Annotated in this window: 20 protein-coding genes and 1 pseudogene; 3 read left to right on the plus strand and 18 right to left on the minus strand. The window is 49.2% G+C overall.

Annotation, left to right across the window (positions count from 1 at the left end; translation table 11 throughout):
* Nucleotides 1–8: 8 nt before the first annotated feature.
* Nucleotides 9–821, minus strand: coding sequence for an ABC transporter permease (locus tag OCV31_RS00175; RefSeq protein WP_267303721.1), 813 nt, complete (start codon nt 819–821; stop codon nt 9–11).
* Entirely contained in the window at nt 821–2,086 is a 1,266-nt protein-coding gene (locus tag OCV31_RS00180) for an ATP-binding cassette domain-containing protein (protein WP_148471468.1), read from the minus strand. The genes OCV31_RS00175 and OCV31_RS00180 overlap by 1 nt, the downstream gene beginning before the upstream one ends.
* Before the next feature lie 121 nt (nt 2,087–2,207).
* On the opposite strand from OCV31_RS00180, the gene ychF reads away from it, so the two are divergent.
* From ychF to OCV31_RS09695, 3 genes are all read left to right on the plus strand, one after another.
* The gene (gene ychF, locus OCV31_RS00185) at nt 2,208–3,293 is read left to right on the plus strand and encodes a redox-regulated ATPase YchF (protein ID WP_108831666.1); all 1,086 of its coding nucleotides are present in this window, start codon (nt 2,208–2,210) and stop codon (nt 3,291–3,293) included.
* Nucleotides 3,294–3,375: 82 nt separating this feature from the next.
* Nucleotides 3,376–4,065 carry a copper amine oxidase N-terminal domain-containing protein gene (locus OCV31_RS00190; protein ID WP_148471470.1) on the plus strand — a complete coding sequence of 230 codons (690 nt, stop codon included), beginning with the start codon at nt 3,376–3,378 and terminating at the stop codon, nt 4,063–4,065.
* A gap of 408 nt (nt 4,066–4,473) precedes the next feature.
* Nucleotides 4,474–5,991 (plus strand): TerB N-terminal domain-containing protein, encoded by a 1,518-nt coding sequence (locus tag OCV31_RS09695; protein WP_148471472.1) that lies wholly within the window; start codon nt 4,474–4,476, stop codon nt 5,989–5,991.
* Nucleotides 5,992–6,160: 169 nt separating this feature from the next.
* Here OCV31_RS09695 and OCV31_RS00200 read toward each other — a convergent pair whose 3' ends face one another.
* The 16 genes and pseudogenes from OCV31_RS00200 to OCV31_RS00275 form a co-directional block, all read right to left on the minus strand.
* Entirely contained in the window at nt 6,161–6,337 is a 177-nt protein-coding gene (locus OCV31_RS00200; protein WP_267303705.1) for a hypothetical protein, read from the minus strand.
* Nucleotides 6,338–6,352: 15 nt separating this feature from the next.
* Nucleotides 6,353–7,123 (minus strand): ADP-ribosylglycohydrolase family protein, encoded by a 771-nt coding sequence (locus OCV31_RS00205; RefSeq protein WP_148471474.1) that lies wholly within the window; start codon nt 7,121–7,123, stop codon nt 6,353–6,355.
* Nucleotides 7,124–7,314: 191 nt separating this feature from the next.
* A complete protein-coding gene (locus tag OCV31_RS00210) occupies nt 7,315–7,650 on the minus strand; it encodes a CD1247 N-terminal domain-containing protein (RefSeq protein WP_108830764.1) in 336 nt (111 codons plus the stop codon).
* A 14-nt stretch (nt 7,651–7,664) separates the two neighbouring features.
* A complete protein-coding gene (gene efp, locus OCV31_RS00215) occupies nt 7,665–8,222 on the minus strand; it encodes an elongation factor P (RefSeq protein WP_148471476.1) in 558 nt (185 codons plus the stop codon).
* Nucleotides 8,223–8,296: 74 nt separating this feature from the next.
* Nucleotides 8,297–9,196: a hypothetical protein gene (locus tag OCV31_RS00220; RefSeq protein ID WP_148471478.1), complete on the minus strand. Its 900-nt coding sequence runs from the start codon at nt 9,194–9,196 to the stop codon at nt 8,297–8,299.
* Nucleotides 9,189–9,710, minus strand: a complete 522-nt coding sequence (locus tag OCV31_RS00225; RefSeq protein ID WP_148471480.1) for a prepilin-type N-terminal cleavage/methylation domain-containing protein — start codon at nt 9,708–9,710, stop codon at nt 9,189–9,191. The genes OCV31_RS00220 and OCV31_RS00225 overlap by 8 nt, the downstream gene beginning before the upstream one ends.
* Nucleotides 9,646–9,963, minus strand: a complete 318-nt coding sequence (locus OCV31_RS00230; RefSeq protein ID WP_148471482.1) for a PulJ/GspJ family protein — start codon at nt 9,961–9,963, stop codon at nt 9,646–9,648. The genes OCV31_RS00225 and OCV31_RS00230 overlap by 65 nt, the downstream gene beginning before the upstream one ends.
* A complete protein-coding gene (locus OCV31_RS00235; protein ID WP_148471484.1) occupies nt 9,950–10,393 on the minus strand; it encodes a prepilin-type N-terminal cleavage/methylation domain-containing protein in 444 nt (147 codons plus the stop codon). The genes OCV31_RS00230 and OCV31_RS00235 overlap by 14 nt, the downstream gene beginning before the upstream one ends.
* Complete coding sequence (locus tag OCV31_RS00240) at nt 10,383–11,789, minus strand: hypothetical protein (protein WP_148471486.1); 1,407 nt, start codon at nt 11,787–11,789, stop codon at nt 10,383–10,385. Before OCV31_RS00240 ends, OCV31_RS00235 begins: the two co-directional genes overlap by 11 nt.
* 105 nt (nt 11,790–11,894) lie before the next feature.
* Nucleotides 11,895–12,428, minus strand: coding sequence for an SGNH/GDSL hydrolase family protein (locus OCV31_RS00245; protein WP_148471488.1), 534 nt, complete (start codon nt 12,426–12,428; stop codon nt 11,895–11,897).
* Nucleotides 12,421–14,325 carry a threonine--tRNA ligase gene (thrS, locus tag OCV31_RS00250; RefSeq protein WP_148471751.1) on the minus strand — a complete coding sequence of 635 codons (1,905 nt, stop codon included), beginning with the start codon at nt 14,323–14,325 and terminating at the stop codon, nt 12,421–12,423. Before thrS ends, OCV31_RS00245 begins: the two co-directional genes overlap by 8 nt.
* Before the next feature lie 247 nt (nt 14,326–14,572).
* The gene (hisS, locus tag OCV31_RS00255) at nt 14,573–15,889 is read right to left on the minus strand and encodes a histidine--tRNA ligase (protein ID WP_148471490.1); all 1,317 of its coding nucleotides are present in this window, start codon (nt 15,887–15,889) and stop codon (nt 14,573–14,575) included.
* Nucleotides 15,886–16,650, minus strand: a complete 765-nt coding sequence (locus OCV31_RS00260) for a TrmH family RNA methyltransferase (protein WP_148471492.1) — start codon at nt 16,648–16,650, stop codon at nt 15,886–15,888. The genes hisS and OCV31_RS00260 overlap by 4 nt, the downstream gene beginning before the upstream one ends.
* Nucleotides 16,643–17,305 carry a potassium channel family protein gene (locus OCV31_RS00265; protein WP_148471494.1) on the minus strand — a complete coding sequence of 221 codons (663 nt, stop codon included), beginning with the start codon at nt 17,303–17,305 and terminating at the stop codon, nt 16,643–16,645. Before OCV31_RS00265 ends, OCV31_RS00260 begins: the two co-directional genes overlap by 8 nt.
* Before the next feature lie 9 nt (nt 17,306–17,314).
* Nucleotides 17,315–18,634, minus strand: a complete 1,320-nt coding sequence (locus OCV31_RS00270; RefSeq protein WP_148471496.1) for a TrkH family potassium uptake protein — start codon at nt 18,632–18,634, stop codon at nt 17,315–17,317.
* Nucleotides 18,635–18,709: 75 nt separating this feature from the next.
* Nucleotides 18,710–19,085: pseudogene (locus OCV31_RS00275) on the minus strand (ISL3 family transposase); the annotation flags it as partial.

Below are 19,085 nucleotides of genomic sequence, written 5' to 3' on the forward strand. Positions count from 1 at the left end.
GTCTTGGTTTAAAATTTTAGTTCTTTTCCTTTGTAGATAATACAGCCCAATCCCCAGAAGATCAATCCGAGCACGATGTTTGCAACCATGCCGATCCATTGGAAATCGCCACTTCCCGCCATGCTCAGCGGGTTCAATGCAGAGAAGGGGAAGAATGCCGCAATGGCTTGTGTTCCGCTTCCCATAAAGATGAGTGCGGCCCACACGAGGGCAATAGCGATAAACAAGAGCAGGCTCCCTCCTTCCGCGTGGGATGCGCGGGAAGAAATCGAGGAATAGAAAAAGCCGACACACAGAAATTCAAAGCCCAAGAGGAGCAGGCAAATGAATACCTGAAGCAGCACGAGGGCCAGGTTGCGTACGTCGTGGATCCCGAAGACGTAGGCGCTTGCAAAGGCGACCAGCAATACACAGAGAAGCACGAGGCCGTAATGCAACATATTGGCCGTGAACTTGCCGCTGTAAATTTCCGTCCGTGTAATGGGGTTAGCGTAGAGGTATTCGATGGTACCGGCGCTTTGTTCCCGAGACAAGCTCTTCGCCCCCAATTGAATGGCGAAAATCCCCAACAAGATACCCAAATATTGGAAGATAAAGGGAATGTAGTCCGTGAATTTGTCGAAGGCAACTTCGCTACCGAAACCTAAAATCGGTTGCATGTTTTCGGAAAAGCCATCGCGAAAACCGTTGGCCAGGGATAGGAGATTGTCGTCTTGTAGGAGCGGGAAAAAGGCCATTAACAGGCCGGTTAAAATCCCGAGAACCAAGAACCAAGCAAAGGCCTTGCCCCGATTGTTTTTCATTTCGAGATTAAAAACCATCACTCATCCCCCTTTTTCGGCTTAAAACTGTATTTTTCCTCGAGCACATCGTCGGAATCCACCGGTTCGATGGGCTGCGTCTTGCGGCTGTCCAGAATCATGGAATCGGAATCGTAGGCCTCCGTCTTTTCTTCGACAGCCCCTTGTTCCTCTTTCGGTGCGGCGACTTCTTCGGCTGCGTCCTCTTTTGCCGCATCCGTCGATTGCGCCTCATCCTTTAGAGGCGCTTCGCTTAAAATCACCGTGTCGTCTTCCATGGGTGCCGACGTCTCGCTCGCTTCGGCTTCAAGGGCCTTGTCGTCGTAGGCGATGATCGTGTCCTCTTCCGAGGTATCGTCAAGAGAGGTCTTCGCCTCTTGTGCCGGTGGAACCGGGCGCTCGCTGACGCTGCGGCCGGATTTAAAGATTTCCACTTTATTTTCCAGTACCGCATCTTCCAAGACGTAGTTCTTCACTTTTTGTTGATGCAATACGGTGGTCAGCGTGGGCAAGTAGCCGTCGTAGAAAAACTCCACGTCGCCGGACTCGTCTTTTAATAAGGTCGCGCCGATTTCTTCAAAGGCCCCCACGTCGATCAGCTCGTCGAAAATGCGAAGCACCTTGTCATTGTTCTTTTTATCCTTCAAATACTCGATGCCCGTTAAGCGGCCGCCGGACAAATAGGCGCCTCGATCGCTGTAGCGTTGGCCGATGGCCAAATCGTCCGTCAAGAGCAAGACGGAAAGGCCTTCGGAACTTTGAAGGCGCTTTATGTGGGTAAAAAGTTTATCCAACATGGCGCGGGACAAATCCTTCGACGGATTGTCCAAAACCAACAACTTCGGTTTTGCAATCAGGGCATTAATAATCGCCACGCGCTTGCGTTCCGAATCCGTTAAATCGGCGAATTTGTGCCGATTGTCCAATTCAAAATATTCCATCAACGACTGAATGTCGTCCGTATTCTTTAATCCATGGAATGCCAAGGTATGATTAAAAATCGCCATGGGTTTTAAATTGTCGTACATCCAAACCTCTTCCGGGACGTAGCCGGTAAATTCCTTCACGGATTTGGATTCCTTTTGGCCGTCCATATCGAAAATACGGATCGTACCCTTATTCGGTTTTAAAAAATGGAACAAAATGCGGGCCAAGGTCGTCTTGCCGGCACCTTCCATCCCCATGATCGAAAAAATCTCACCATCGAACACTTCCAAGTTAAAATCGTTGAAAACTAAATTCCGACGAAATTTTTTGGTCAGTTCATTTACTACAATAGCACTCATGTGTCACCTCGCTTTACCTTCATATTATACATGAATGCCCCATAAAATGAAATCCAATCCCATAAAAGAGCGGCAAAAACTATGGTATAATGAGCTGGATTAGGATTAGGGGGAAGTATTTATGAAATTAGGAATTATCGGATTGCCCAATGTAGGCAAGTCCACATTATTTAACGCCATCACCCAAGCCGGCGCCGAAGCGGCCAATTATCCCTTCGCCACCATCGAGCCCAATGTGGGCATGGTGGAAGTGAAAGACCGTCGACTGGACGTGTTGAGCGAAATGAGCCACTCCAAGCAAATCATTTACGCCACCATCGAATTCGCCGACATCGCCGGACTCGTAAAGGGCGCAAGCAAAGGCGAAGGCCTGGGCAATCAATTCTTGTCCCACATTCGCGAAGTGGACGCTTTGGTCCACGTGGTGCGCTGTTTCGACGACGGCAACATTATCCACGTGGAAGGCAGCATCGATCCCGTGCGGGACATCGACACCATTAATCTCGAGCTGATCTTTTCCGATTTGGAACTTTTGGAAAAGCGCCGGGATCGGGTGAAAAAACAAATGAAGGGCGACAAGAGTTTGCAGGCGGAACACGATTTAATCGAAAAAATCATCGCCGCATTGGAAGCTGAAAAACCGGCCCGTTCTTTGGACTATTCGGAAGAGGATTTAAAACTCTTATCCTCCTTCAGCCTCTTGACCATGAAACCCGTGATCTACGCGGCCAATGTCAGCGAAGACGACGTCGTCAGCGGCAACGCCTACGTGGATCAGGTGAGAGCCTTTGCCGATCAAAGCGGCGATGAGACCATCATCATTTCCGCCGCCATCGAAGAAGAAATTTCCGCCCTGGATGACGAAAGCAAAGCGGAATTTCTCGACGCCATGGGCCTCGCCGATTCCGGCTTGGACCGCCTGGTAAAAGCATCCTACACCCTTTTGGGCTTAATCAGCTTCCTTACCACCGGCGAAATGGAAAGCCGCGCTTGGACTGTAAAAAAAGGCGCCAAGGCACCGGAAGCCGCCGGGAAAATCCACACCGACATCGAGCGCGGCTTCATTAAAGCCGACACCATTTCTTACGAAAAACTGGTGGAAGCTGGTTCAATTGCACAGGCCCGAGAAAAAGGTTGGATCCGAAGCGAAGGCAAGGATTATGTCATGGAAGACGGCGATGTCGTCAATTTTAAATTTAATGTGTAAAGCAAGCCGTGCGTTTCTACGAAAAAACGACCGGCCGCATTCCATCCGAAAAGTTATAATTTAGCATAGAAAGGACTCTGATTTGCAAAGAAAAATTCTATCTGTATTGTTGGCCGTGGCCATGCTGATCGGCTTCATCCCGCAACCGGCATCTGCCCGCGACGCAAGACTTTGGGTCGAGGGCCGTTACATTACAGGCGATGTATCGCCTTATATCCACAAGAACCGAACCCTGGTTCCTCTACGTCAAGTAGCTGAAGCTTTAGGACTCGACATTCAGTGGAACACAAAGGAACGTCAGGTACACATCAAAATCAACGACGAGGACTTTATCTTTTCGCCCGGTGAATCCCATTATCGCGCCGGGGACAAAATGGTCAAAATGGATACGGAGACCGTCATTCGCGACAATCGCACCTTCTTGCCGCTTCGAGTTATCGCCGAAGCCATGGGTAAGCCGGTATCCTGGGATCAGGCCACCTATACGGCCGTAGTCGGCACGGGGTACAGTCCCGAAACGCCCTCAAGCAACGAAAAGACAGATGAAAAGAACGAGCAAAACAATCCCGTCACGCCAATTGTTCAAAACAATAAAAATAATCGGGCAATCGGCGCTCCACAGGGAAAAGGACATATTCGCGGAAATCGAAATTCGCGCATTTACCACCTTCCTCAGGATGCAAGCTACCACAAAATCGCACCGAGAAATATTGTTTTATTTGAAAGTGAAGCACAGGCCCAAGCTGCGGGCTACAGACGCGCGAAAAGATAAGGACTATGTACAGATGGTTGAGGCCGTTGGTTATAATGACCAACGGCTTTTTACTTTAATAGACATATGAGTACAAACTTCCAGGAGTCTTGGCATCGTCCCGTAGGCTTTAACTTCATTTTATTTTGTAAGGGCAGCGAACCCGTAGCATTAAGTATCTTTTACACTTTTGGTTTTATTTTCTTCCCAATCAATTTATGAACAAAATTTATAGCTGGCATTTATCTTTGTTTATGAAATCCCAATTTCCCCAAGCTCATTGCTATTCAAAAATTTCTTGGATATACTTTTGACGACAAGTGCATTTAATTTAAAATCCATGAGAACGCCATTCATTTCATCCACGGCAATTTGACCAAATTATAAATGTGAAAGAATGGAAAAAATTTGCAGTTCAGGAGGTATGCAATGAAGTTCGGTGTAAGAAAGCCTAACTTAAAAAAAAGCTTTAAAGCCAGAACTACCGGCAGGTTGAAACGCTCTGTAAAAAAAGCACTTATTCCCGGTTACGGGAAAAAAGGCATGGGTTACATAAAGAATCCAAAAAAAGCTGTTTATAACAAAGTCTACAATAAAACGACCGTCGATTTACTAAAACCTATTAAACCGGTGACCTCACCTAAGAAGATGAAAGCGAGGCAACCGAAAAAAACAAAATTTCATTACGATGCAACGAAATCCGAAGCCGTTAAGCATGTATTGGAAAAAGAAGGCTACTCTCCTGATCAATATACGACACGGTCACCACGTCGATGGTTAAAATTTATCGCGATTATTCTGGGGCTTGCATCATGGGGTGCCTTATTCGGTAGACATCCGAACATTTTCCTCGGCGTTTTCTACGGCATTCTCGCTTACACCGCGTATCAAAAATCGAAGCCTCGAATAAATATTCTAACTAATCCGAAAACTGAAGCGATTATACCGACGAAAAGCCCCGTTATCACCGACGAAAATGTAGTTGATCGTTTGCCGACTTCGACCCCTAACATTTCCTATAAAGACAATGATGCAATCGCTCCAACCAAGGACAATATGGATGCTCGAAACTTACGTGAAATTGTCCCTTCAAATGTGTTTGATCTGCTCTGGTTTTTTAATGGCCCGTATAAAAATATCGAACGAGGAACACAAACCTTCGACAATGGCTTCTACTCTTTCGAGATCAGTTTTCAATCTGAACCTTCTGCTATTAATGTGCATTTACCCATTGTTGAGGGAACAACGGATCAGAAAATTGGCTATTACCCCACTTACGACAAGCTTACTTCCGTAGAGCGTTTTACTTATTTAAAATGGCTTCAAGACATATCTCAGTCCATCGACATTTCTTACGTTTTTATTTTTTATTACGGTTTGGAGCGCTTTTTATTTACTGAAAAAATTGAGCAAGCCGTAGAAATGATTTTTGAACTTAAAAAGTACCATTCCGAGAATCAATCTTTTAATAGCTATTCCAACGATGCTATTTTAATTGCCGCTATGATGGCAGAAAGACCCGATTGGATCGCACGCTTAAATCCTCGGTGTTTGAGCGCGCCTCTTTATGCCACAATAAAAGGTGCTGTTACGAAATGTTTCTCCACCCATGAAATAATTTTGTTTTCTAAAAAAGTTGGATGGACCAACCAACGCTATATAAAAAATGAACCTCAAAAATTTGAAGCCAACCTTGCGATTTGTTTAAAAGAAAAGTTTGGTACAATTCAATTTATGATTCAAGAGGAGCAATATAAGGAAGTTTCTGACTCTATAACAATATTCCTCGCCAATTATTCTCTTTCCCAAGAAAGCAGGTTTTCAGAACTACCGGATATTTTAAGCCACCCGGATATTCAAAGCTCACTCTATTCCCTTTTGCAGGAAGCCCATGAAAGAACCAAGTTACAGCTTCGTGAAGAGAGAAAGATGAAAACCACCGAGTAAATAGATTTTAATTTCGCTAACAAAGTAAAAGCATCTAAGGAATCACTCTCCCCGAACGCTTTTTGACTTCATTTTTTCTTTATTTCCTTGCGACTATTCATTTTTTGCTTTTCATCCTCATCTGCGCTCTCTTATAAAATGAAGGATTCAAAAAAGGCTTTTTGTCTATTTAAAACATAATGATCATTTCTCCCCTTCTCAATCTTTCATCTTGCTCCGCAACGATTTTCATGTATTCATCTTTTAAATCTTTCGGTGTATCTTCTTTCAAGACTATGTATTTATAGCCGTGCTCAGTCCTCGCTTTTTTCTCAGTTAAATAGGGATGAAATTTAGGCTCCATCATTGTATTGCCTCCTTTTTATTTATTTAAAATCGAGTCGATAAGCCCTTTATTTTTCAGCGCATCAATCCATTCCTTCGGGATGCTGTCGTAGCCGTACACAATCCCCGCCAAGCCGCCCACCACCGCAGCGGTGGTGTCCGTATCGTCGCCGAGGTTCACCGCTGTAAGCACGGCTTCTGTGTAGGATGTGGTATTTAATAAACACCAAATCGAGGCTTCCAATGTGTGCAAGACGAAACCGGTGGACTGAATATCGTCCACGCTTTTGTTTTTGATCTCATCTCGCGCAACCGGTTCTTTGCGAATCAATTGCCGCGCCAGATGCACGTAGTCGACACAGGCGTCCGCGGAGAGTTTGTGGGCGTGGGTAATGGCGGAGGCGGCTCGGATCTCCTCGTCTGTCGCCTCAGTAAATGCCAAGGGCAAAATGCGCATCAAGGAACCGTTGCCGTTTGCGTGGTAATCGTCGAGCCCCTGCCCTCGTTCCAAGGCGATGCGGGTCGTGGTGCCGACATCGAAGGTCTCGCCGTTGGCGGTGTAGGCATCTCTATGGAGCCAATCGCAAAACCGCCTCCGCATATCCTCGCAGTCGATGCGGCCCGTCTCTTTAATCGAATCCAATGTGGCCAGAGTCATACTCGTGTCGTCGGACCAGGTGCCCGGTGCCTGATTCCACGAGCCGTAGCCGGTCATTTCTTTGCAGGTGAATGTTCCGCGTTTTTTAAATTCGAAAGGAACGCCCAGGGCATCGCCGACAGCTAAACCGTATATTGCTGATTTCAACATTTGATCCACTCCTCTGTTTTTAGTTCGATCATTTTCGTTAGCTCTGTTGTTAGTTTACCATTTTTACGGCCGTCGTCCTATGGGCGGCGCTTTACTTATCTAATCACTGCATATGACCTAACTTCTTCATCTGTATAAAGCAAATTTCCCGAATTTCTCCACAAAAAAACCGCCCTCAGGCGGTTCATTTCTTATTCAGCTTCGTCTTCGGATACTTCGATATCTTCGAACATTTCCTCGGCGGTTTCCGGGTAGGTTTCGAAGAAGTCGAAATCGTCCAGATCAAAGTCATCGTAGTCGTCAAAATCGTCGTCTTCGTAGACATAGTCTTCCAATTCGGCCAAGTCTTCTTCTACGACGTCGACATAGCTTTCCATGTCTTCGAATTTTTCATCGACGACTTCTGCCAATTCCGCGACCACGTCGACGAGTTCCAATAGAATTTGGCCTTCTTTCGACGATTCTTCCAGTCCCAATCCATCTGCTAAACCTTGAACATAAGCGATGCGTTGCAAAATGTTTTTCATGGTTGCCTCCTTGGCTAAATTCTGGACATATATTCGCCGGAACGCGTGTCTATGCGAATAACATCTCCCCGATCAACAAACAAGGGTACAAGTAGGGTGAATCCTGTCTCAACCGTTGCGGGTTTCGTCGCGCCGGAAGTGGTATCGCCCTTGACGCCGGGCTCGGTTTCCGTTACTTCCAATTCGACAAAGTTTTCCGGGGTGACGTTAAAAGGCTTGCCTTGATAGATTTGGATTGTCGCCATGTCGTTTTCGCGCATAAAGTTTAATGCATTTTCCACGAATTCCTTTTCGATGGGCATTTGTTCGTAAGTTTCGGTGTCCATAAAGTAGTAAAGCGCGCCATCAGAATACAAGTATTGCATTTGCTTGGTTTCGATTACGGCACTTTCAAACTTTTCCGAGGGATTGAAGGTGGTTTCCTTCGCACCGCCGTTTAAAACCGAACGAATTTTAGCACGAACGAAGGCCGCACCTTTTCCCGGTTTAACGTGTTGAAAATCCACGACTTGGTAGACGTCTCCGTCCATAACAAAAGTTACACCTTTTCTAAAATCACCAGCTGAGATCATAATTTCCTCCTTAATTGTACTGCCTATTTATTATATCAAATTGAAAAATAACCCACAAGATGTGACCCGCCGCCTTAGTAAAGCTTTTTTAATCGGTAGCCGCTCGGCTTTATGAAGTCGTCGAAAAAATAAAAGGATTGTTCCACGAGACGTGGTTGGAAATTGGCGCGGATCGGCCCGGTATTTTCGCCGATGAGAAGCCCGTCCACGACCATTTGTCCTTCCACGGCCGCCCCGGGTTCGCGAATCAATACGCCTTTGACGTGGACGTCTCCTTTTAGGGACGATCCTTTTTTCAGCCAAAGGACGCCGCTTACCTCCAGCGGGTTTTTCGTTTCCACGGCGCTTTCTATTTCCCAACGAAGTTTTTCCGTGTTTTCGAATAGGGGAATTTCCTGATTTTCTTCCGTTACCTGCACAAGTTCTCCGTCTTTTTGCTTCTGGAGCGGCTCCCGTGTGATGACGGAACGAACGCCCGCTTCAGGCGGTTTTGTAAAGCTCTCGGCGAGCATGGGCTGCCACGCCTCGTAGACGCCGGCATTTTTCATTTCTTCCACGCTGAGCACGCCGTCTTCTTGAATGAAAAGGGGATTCACGCCGTCGAAACGCAGATTTGCCTTGGCGCCGATACCCTTGTATGTGCAGGAAATTTCCAGTTTGACGGCGGTATAGCTTCCCTTTTCCGCTACGCAGGACAGACGGGGATGTTCGTCTGATACATCGTCCATGGAGACGGCCGGCAAATGATAACTTCCGCCTAATTGAATGACGTCGATGATCTTTTTTTTACTGACGCCTTCGTTGGCCAAATACGCCAACGACTCGGCGTAATAGGAGGCCTGCTTTTCGTCTTTTTCCGCGCCGAGTAAAAGCAAATTGTCTTCTATGCGGGAAAAAATCACCAAGGACAGGAGGCTGATCACTGCAAAGATAAAGACGGCCATCAGGGCGATGGAGCCGCGCCGCCTACTCATATGACCCCCTGAAGGCGACGACGCGCTTCGATTCACCGCCGCATCTCAGGCGGATCACGAGGCAATCGTCTTTCTTCTCAAAGCTGAGCCCATCTACATGCCTCAGTATGACGGTTTGTGTGCCTTGTTTTACGTTCAAACGGTTGATGGGATATTTGATGTGGCTGTGATCGGCGAAACGCGATAATTTGTCGCCTTCAAAGATATAGCTCACCACTTTGTGCCCCTCTTCTCCCGGCTCGCGAACGTAAAATTGGACGTAATTCTCTCCGATTCGATAGATGCTGTCGGCCCCAAGAAGCTCATCCACCATGCTGTTTAAGGCGAAGCTTACGTCGTTCTCGCGATTGATGCGGCCGGCGAAGGCGGCGGCGCCGTTCAGTCCGCTGAATAAAATTTGGCTAAGTAATGCGATGAGTACGGCGCCGATGGCCATAGCCAACAGGAGTTCAAGGAGTGTAAAGGCTTTTTTTCGGTCGGAGGGACACCAAGAGGCTTTTCCCCGTCTTCTCATCGAACACCTCCACTTTCTCCAATTGATCGTCGTAGCTCGAGACGACGACGTGCATTCCGGGCTCCGCCTTATCTTCGTAGGCCATGTATGATTCCATGGTGTTGACGCTTCGATTGAGCCTGTCCCGCTTCGTATTTTGTTCGTTTAATTGCTTGAAGCTGCCTCCCAAAAAGGCGCTGAGCATGACGGTAACCAGCGCGATAATGGCGGCGGCCACCATGACTTCAAGCAAAGTGAAGCTAGCTTTCTTCATCGGCTCTCTCCATTCGAATGCGTCCGTTTACCGGCGCCACGATGACGTTAAAGGCCGTTTTCCCGACGCGAAAGGTGATCGTGCCGCTATTGGACGGCCTGCCCGACGGGCTGAATGAAATAATATTCCCACCTTGCGCTGTATTGGATTCGACGAAAATCAAATCGTCTTCGTAGGGCACGGTTTTTTCAATTTCATCATATTGAATCATGTATCTGTCGTCTTTAAAAAGCATTTTCGTGTGGGAGCGCGTAATCATGGCGCGCTTTCTCAAGTCGCTGAGCTCCCCTGTGATGGTATGAATTTGGCGTTCAGCTTTAAATCGCCGAACGCCTCTCATTCCCATGACGCCGATGGTGATGAGGACCGCCACAATGGCGATGACACAAATCAGTTCCACAAGGGTCATGGCTTTTAATTTAGTTTTCATTCGATAGGATTTGAATGTTTCGAATGGCCATCACTTCGCTTACGCCGCCTTGATCCGTAAAGGTGTAGCGAAGTTGATTGACGCGAATCGTACCGTCCATGCCGTTTAAGGGGAAGAAAATACGATAGAATCCGTCGCCTAAATCCTCTTTGCGCAGGGGAAGAACTTCCTTGCTGTTTCCTTCCTCGTCGGCCAAGATCAGGCTGTAAATGCCTTCGGTCTTCGCACCGTCGGATACGTCGATGCTGAATTCATGGCCGTTTTTCGGCAGATAGAATCCGCCAGTGTCCATGATGACGACGCGCTTCGGCGCTTCTTGGCCCTCTGCCTTCATAGGCGTTTCGAATTTCACGTCGAGAATTTGATAGGCCTTGTCCACGTTGCGGTCCGTTTGCGTCTCCAGTACCACGGGCATGCCCTCATCCATGGAAGCCGACAAGAAACAATCGAAGGCCGAGTACGTCGTCAAGGCCGGCGCCAAGTTGACGGTATCTTTCGTCTTCGGCGGCGTTTCCGATTGAGGCTTCACTTGGGGTTTCGGCTGTTCTGCCGGTTTTGTGCTCGGTGTTGTCGTATGGGATGTAGACGGTGCCGTCCTGGGCGGCGCGACGGGCGTCGTCGTGTGGGATGTGGACGGCGCGACAGGCGTGGTCGTGCGGGACGTAGACGGGTAGACCGGGCGCCACGTAGATGTAGACGAAGAGGAGCTCGAAGGCGCCGTGGCCGTGCCGGTGCCCGTTGCAGGGGTCGCCGTCGTGTCCGGCGCGGCAGGCGCTGTGGCCTCCGGCGCCGGCGTGTCGAAGGTTTTCGACGATAGGCTGTTGTCCACGATGTCGTAGGGAATGGACAGGCGAATGGATGTGGCCTCCACATCCGAGGGATCTTTGTTGTAGCTGATGGAATCGATGTTCAGCTTATAGGATACGCCTTGCAGGGTTTCCAAATACTGGCTCAACACGTCGGTGGAGCCGCTGTGTTCCACGACCAAGTTCATGAGCCCTGAATTTTCACCGTCGGGCACCACTTCTTCGCTGGTTATTTCCACATTGGGATCCGACGCGATGTCGTTGGCTACGGCCTGTTCCACTTCCGTTTCTTTTAGTGTAGGTTTTTCATCGGCAAAGGCCGCTCCGTCCCCTTCTTGAGCGTGAGCCACAGCCGGCGTGGCGTTTAACGCCGCTCGAAGGGCGTCCTGCTGAGCCTTTGGCGCGTGAATAAAGGCGCCGTAGCCCGTACCCGATGCCGCCAAAATAAGCACCGCCGCTAAAGCCGCCTGTTCTTTTTTAGAAAAGTTTCCTTCTTTTATTCGATTAATTGTGTTTTTAATATAAGGCTTCATCTCGCTGTTTCGTTCGGGAATATCCCCCTTGCGCGAAGATAAAAAATCAAGTTTCACACCATCACCTCTTCAAATATTCTATCAAAGGCCCGAAGCTCTGTCGATGGAATTTCAGTGAAATCAACGCAAAAAAAGAGCCTGCAACGGGTGCAAGCTCTTATTTTAGAAAATAGCATTGGCTTTTCCGTAATCGTAAACGGCGCGGGCAATCATTTCGTGCCCTTCCGGCATTAAGTGGATGCCGTCGATGTAAAGAGCGGGATCGTTCGGAATCACTGAATCCAAATGAAGGCCGGAGGCTCTCTCGTTCAGCTCTTTCATCTTCTCTTGGAGCGACACGATCATGCTCATGCCGACAAAGAGCTCGTCATCGACGATTTCAGGCGTCGGCGGCACGATTATCACGGCTCGGGCGCCTCGCTTTCGGGCATAGGCTTCGAGGCTTTCGTAGGCCTTTATGACCTGATCCACGGTGCCTTCACCCAACAAATCGTTGGCGCCGCCTAAAACCAAGAGCACGTCTCCTTCATTTAGCACAGGAGGCATATCACAAAGCTCCGTGATCCAAGCGCCGTTCATGCCCAAATTGGCGACGGACCGGTTCAAAAGCTTTTCCAACAGGCTGACCCAGCACTCATCGAAATCCACACCGTAGCCCGCCACATAAGAGTCGCCGAAAGCGAAGATCTTAGTCAATTCTCTTGCTTTCGATTTCTTCTTTTAATTCGCCTAAGAAATCGGCAAGTTCAACATCGCTGCGTTCGTTGCCGTCGCGGTCGCGAACGGAGATCTTGCCGCTGTCCGCTTCTTTTTCGCCGACGATGACCATGTAGTTGACCCGTTCCATTTGTGCGTCGCGGATCTTCTTACCGATCTTTTCGTTGCGTTCGTCGTATTCGGCGCGGATGCCGGCATCGGAAAGTTCTTTGGTAACTTTCAGGGCGTAGTCTTCGAATTTTTCACTGATGGGAAGCACTTTGACTTGAACCGGTGCGAGCCACAAGGGGAATTTACCGGCAAAGTGTTCGACTAAAATGCCGAAGAAGCGTTCCATGGAGCCCATGAGGGCGCGGTGACTCATAACGGGTTGTTGTTTTTCGCCCTTTTCGTCCACATAGGTCAATTCAAAGCTTTGGGGCATTTGGAAATCCAATTGAATGGTTCCGCATTGCCAGGTACGACCGATGGCATCGCGCAGGTGGAAGTCGATCTTCGGACCGTAGAATGCGCCGTCGCCTTCGTTGATTTCGTATTCCATTTCCTTGCTGTCCAAGGCTTTTTTCAGTGCTTCAATAGCCATATCCCATTGTTCGTCGGTACCCATGCTGTCTTCGGGACGCGTGGAAAGTTCCACCGTGTAGTCGAAGCCGAAGGTATTGTAAAGTTCATCGGCCAAGTCGATGAGCTTAATGACTTCTTCTTGGATTTGCGAGGGTAGCATGAAGACGTGGGCATCGTCTTGGGTAAAGGTACGAACTCTGAACAGGCCGTGGAGGGCGCCGGAAAGTTCGTGGCGGTGCACTTGACCGAATTCCATGAGCTTAATGGGGAAGTCTCTGTAAGAGTGCATGGATTGTTCATAAACCAAAATGGATCCCGGGCAGTTCATGGGCTTGATGGCGTAGTCTTCGCCGTCGATTTTGGTGAAGTACATATTGTCGCGGTAGTGATCCCAGTGACCGGAGCGGTGCCACAAGTCTTCATTTAAGATCATGGGCGTCTTGATTTCGCCGTAGCCTCGTTCAATTTGCAGGTCGCGCCAGAAGCGTTCCAACTCGTTTCTTACGAGCATTCCCTTGGGATGGAAGAAGGGGAAGCCGGGGCCTTCGTCGCGGAAGCTGAACAGATCCAATTCGCGGCCGATCTTTCTGTGGTCGCGGCGCTTAGCTTCTTCCAGGCGTTCCATGTATTCGTCGAGATCTTTCTTCTTCGGGAAGGAGATGCCGTAGATCCGTTGAAGCATCTTGTTCTTTTCGTCGCCGCGCCAGTAAGCGCCGGCGATGGAGGTAAGCTTCACGGCCTTAATGTCTTTTACATTTTCCAAATGGGGTCCGCGGCACAAATCCACGTAGTCGCCTAGGGTGTAGATGGAAATTTCTTCGTCGGCGGGGAGATCTTCGATAAGTTCGATCTTGTAGGGTTCGTCCTTGAAGAGTTCTTCCGCTTCGGCTTTGGAAAGGACTTTTCTTTCAAAGACCGGGCCTTCTTTGACGATAGCCTTCATTTCCTTTTCGATCTTTTCCAAATCGTCGGTGCTTAATTGTTCGTCCAAGTCGATATCGTAGTAGAAGCCGTTTTCAATGGAAGGACCGATGGCAAATTTCGTGTTGGGCCACAGGCGTTTGATGGCATAGGCCATTAAGTGGGCCGTGGAGTGCCAGAAGATTTGTTTGCCTTCTTCGTCTTCGAATTTAACGACTTTGATGGTGCCGTCTTCGTCGATAAAATCGTGTTTGCCTAAAATCACGCCGTTGTAAACACAGCCGACGCTGGCTCGTTCCAAACCTTCGGAAATGTCGGCGATTAATTCTTTCACCGATTTCTTCGATTCGTATTCTTTTGCGCTTCCGTCAGGATAACTTACTTTAAACATCATTCACCTCAATTAAAAAAACCGACCGTCCCCAAAAGGACGATCGGTACCGTGGTTCCACCTTCATTACTTCTCAAAACATGTAACGCCTGTTAAGCGCTGCCGATTAAGGCAGACGTCGGGGTTGGTTTTCCACAAAATTAAGAGCTTTCACCGTCCTCTTTCGCTAAGGCTTTGTGTACTCGTCCCTTCATTCATGGTAAGAAGTATAGCAGATCCCTGTTGCTTTTGCAACTGTGTTTCTTCTTTATGCCTCATTCTTTAAAAAATTTATAATTTCTTCCGGGCCCATGGCCTTCTCTTCCCCGGTTTTCATGTTGCGAAGCTTGGGCATATTGTTTTGCACTTCCGCCTGACCGAGGACGATGGCATAAGCCACGTTCAGGTGGTCGGCGTATTTAAATTTCTTGCCGATTTTTCCCGACTCGCCGTAGAAGATGCAGCGAATGCCTTCGTCTCTTAAGGTCTTTAACAGACGCAGGCCTTCTTCTTTCGTCTCGTCGAAGGGAATGATCAGGCACTGAGAAGCCGCGTCGTCGTAGCTTTTTAAGAGGCCCGCTTCATTTAATTGGTAATAGAGGCGCGATAGGCCGATGGAAATGCCGACGCCGGGAAGCTTTTGCTTCGTGTAGTGGCCGGCCAGATTGTCGTATCGACCGCCGCTGCAGACAGAGCCGATGGCCGGGTAATCGTCCAAAATGGTTTCGTAGACGGTACCGGTGTAGTAATCCAGGCCGCGGGCGATTTTCATGTCGGGAATCATGTGTTTGTCCGATACGCCTAATGTGCGGGCGATAGAAAAGACTTCTTTCAGTTCGCTGACGCCGGTTTTAAATTCTTCATCGTCGATGGCCATGGCGTCGAGGGCAGCGAATACTTCGTCGGTGGTGCCGGAGATATTGATAAACTCGGCGATTTTTTCCACGGCATCTTCTGAGAGGCCGATTTTTGAAAGTTCTTCCTTCACCGAATCCACGCCGATCTTATCGACCTTATCCACGATGCGAAGCACTTCTTGGGAATCGTTGACGCCCAGAGCCCGGTAGAAGCCGTTTAAAATGCGGCGATTGTTCATGTGAATGGTAAATGCTTCAAAGCCCAGATCTTGGAAGGTCTTGGCGATAATCGAAGGAATTTCGCCATCGTTGTACAGAGACAAAGATCCGTTTCCGATGATGTCGATATCGCATTGGTAAAATTCACGGAAGCGACCCTTTTGCGCCCGCTCGCCCCGATAGACTTTGCCGATGTGGTAGCGGCGGAAGGGGAAGCTTAAATCGCTGTAATGTTGGGCCACGTAGCGCGCCAGGGGCACGGTGAGATCGAAGCGCATGGCGATGTCCGTGGAGCCTTTTTTAAAGGCATAGACTTGTTTTTCCGTTTCGCCGCCGCCTTTGGCCAAGAGAACTTCCTCTTTTTCCAAAACCGGCGTGTCGATGGGCAGAAAACCCTTCTCTTCGTAATTTTTTCGAATAATGTCCTTCATCCGATTAAAGACCAACTGATCTTTCGGCAGAAGCTCCATAAAGCCCGGCAATGTGGACGGTTGTACAATCTGTGTCATTGTCCTCCTCCTTCTATGACAAACATGGCGATGGATGCGGCCACGTTGGCGTTTAGTGAATCGATGGTTTCTTTCATGGGGATTCGCAGGCGCAGATCCACTTTTTCAAGCAGCTCTTCTCGAATGCCTCGGGCCTCGTTTCCCACGATCAAGACGATGTTTTTGTTCTCCCCTTCCACGGCCATGCTCTCGCCGCGAATATCCAGGGCCGCGAAGAGGGCACCGCGGTCTTTGTAGGCGAAGAGCTCCTCGTCTGTGACGTAAGCCACGGGCAGGCGAAAGGCCGAGGCCATGGAGGCGCGGATGCACTTGTCGTTGGTGGGATCCACCGTCCCCGGCCCGACGAGCACGCCGTCGAAGTGAAAGGCTTCGGCGGAACGAATCATGCCGCCGAAGTTTCCCGGATCCTGCACGCCGTCGGCGTAGAGAAAGCGGCCACATTCGGGGAGGCTCGCGGCGTCCGCGAGAAAGCTGCGGCACAGGGCGAGAATGCCCTGATCCGTTTCCGTGGACACCAATTCGTTAAAGAGGCGGTGATCCAAAAGAGTGACGTCCGCCTCCGCCTTTTCGATCAGGGATCGGTGCTGCTCGACTTTTTCTTTGTCGACGATCAGCTCCTTCACATAGCCTTCGGCCATGACCTCTTCGATGACCACGACGCCTTCCACCAAGAGCGTACCCGTTATTTTTCGATATTTCTTATCCTTCAATTTTTTCCACGACTTAAAGCGGCGGTTCTCCTTCGAATCAATGCTATTCATCGGATCGCTCTTTTTGAATTTGCTTCAGGTCGTCGTCGCTGCCGAAGAATATAATAATGTCGTTTCGATTCAGCACTTCCTCGGCGACGTGGCGCACGATAAGGTCCTTGGCCCGGCGAATGGCAATGACATTGACATTAAATTCGCTGCGCAGTTGAAGTTCGCGGATGCTCTTTCCGACCCAATCTTCCGCCACTTCATATTCCACGATGCCGTAGTCGTCGGACAATTCAAAGTAATCGGTAATCCCGTTGTCCGTCAATTGCTTTGCCAGGCGCATGCCCATGTCGATTTCCGGATAAATAATGGTGTGGGCACCGAGGCGCTTTAAGATGTGGCCGTAGCGCTTGGTCGGTGCCTTAGCCACGATCAAAGGAATCCCCGCTTCCACGCAGGCGATGGTAGCCATAATGGCGGAATCCAAACTGCTTCCGATGGCGATAACGGCACAGTCGAAATTGCTCAGGCCCAAATCGTCGAAGACGTCTTCGTCCATGAGATCGGCCTCAATAGCCGTGGTGACATTTTCCGACACGTACTTCACGCGCTCGGGATTCATGTCCACTGCCAAGACGTCGTTGTGCATATTATATAAGGTCTTTGCCACCGTCGATCCGAGGCGACCGAGGCCGAAGACGATAAAACTTTTAACCATGGTACTCTCCTATCCCACGATAAATTTTCCTTCCGCGTAGCGGAATTTGCGCTTGTGTTCTCTGTGAAACAGCCCCATGGCAAAAGTCGTCGGGCCGATTCGTCCCAAATACATGGTAAAGGCCAAAATTAATTTTGACGAATTTTTCAGCATCATGGTGATGCCCCGTGTGACGCCGACGGTGCCGAAGGCGGAAAAAGTTTCGAATAAGGCGTCCAAAAACTTTACATTTCCCGCTTCAAACATGACGACGGCAGAAGCGACGGTAAAGACCAAAGCCACCCCGATGACAAAGAGGGAATAGGCCTTTCGCACGATGTCTTTCCCCACGCGGCGATGAAACATTTCCGTGTCGTCGCTTCCGCGGAGGCTGGCCCAGGTAGCCGCCAAGACGATGGCGAAGGTAGTGGTCTTTAAACCGCCGGCCGTGGAGCCCGGGGAGCCGCCGATAAACATTAAAAGGCAGCTGCCAAAGGCCGTGGGATCGGTAATATATCCCATGTCCAGGGAATTAAATCCCGCCGTCCGAAAGGTGGTGGACTGAAAGAATGATGCCAAAAGCTTCTCAGACAGAGGCATGGGCGCCAAAGTAAGGGGATTGTTCCACTCGAAGACGGAGACCATGACGGTGCCTGCGATCAATAGGGCGGCGGTGGTGACGAAAACCAGTTTCGTATGGGGACTCAAGCGGCGGCGCGTTCTGTAACGCCACAGATCCGCGTAGACGACGAAGCCCAATCCCCCTAAAATGATCAAGGCGGCGATGGTTAATGTGATCAAAAAGTCGCCCTGAAAAGGCATGAGGGAATCGCCGAACAGGTCGAAACCGGCGTTACAAAAGGCGCTCACGGAGTGAAAAAGAGAAAAGGCGATGCCTTTTTTCACGCCGTAAAGCGGCACGAGATGAAACGACAGAATGAGCGCCCCCACCCCTTCGATTGCCAAAGTCAGGAGGGTGGCGAATTTCAACAGACGCACCAGGCCTGTTAAGCTGTCGGCATTGAGCTGTTCTCTAATATACAATCGTCCCGTTAAGGAAATGCGCTGGCCGGTAAAAATCGAAATCCACATAAGCATGGTCATGGTGCCCAAACCGCCGATTTGAATTAAGCCGATAATAATGCATTTCCCGAAGACGGTCCAGCCGGCGGCGGTATTTCGCACGATGAGTCCGGTGACGCAAGAGGCCGATGTAGCGGTGAACAGGGCATCGACAAAGCCTGCCGATGTGTGATTCGCCGACGCTTGAGGAAGCATTAAAAGCAATGTTCCGATTGAAATTAAAACCAAAAAGGAAATTGCCAGGACAAAGGGCGGGTTATGGGAAATTTTTTTGGTTCTATGTCAACCATTGGGGAGTCTAGTGAAAACTAGGCTCCTTTTTGTTTTCCTAAAAGCCATTCATCACCGACCTTTTGAACAAACGAAAAGCAGTTTCGTTCGAAAATGATGAAAGTTTTGCATCCCAAAGGCCACACGCTTCACGGTCTTGATCTTGTTGTGCGTTCCTTCCACGTAGCCGTTACTCCACGGGTAATCAAAGCTGTTGGTAATCTCCTCGAACCAGTTGGTGTAAGCGCGCAAGCAGTAGCGCCACTCCTTTAGCCCGCTTTTCTTAGCCTCTTCCATCCATGTTGAAAGAGCAGTAGCAGCGGCTTCTTTGTTTTTCTGAGAAAGGACGTAGGTGTAAAAGCCTTCTTTTAAGACGTAAGCGGTTCGAATGGCATCGCTCTTTTCGAGCATGGTGGCGACGAGGCTTTTCTCCCCTTGAGTGAGGTCT

The organism is Aedoeadaptatus acetigenes (assembly GCF_025566985.1).
Taxonomy (GTDB): domain Bacteria; phylum Bacillota; class Clostridia; order Tissierellales; family Peptoniphilaceae; genus Aedoeadaptatus; species Aedoeadaptatus acetigenes.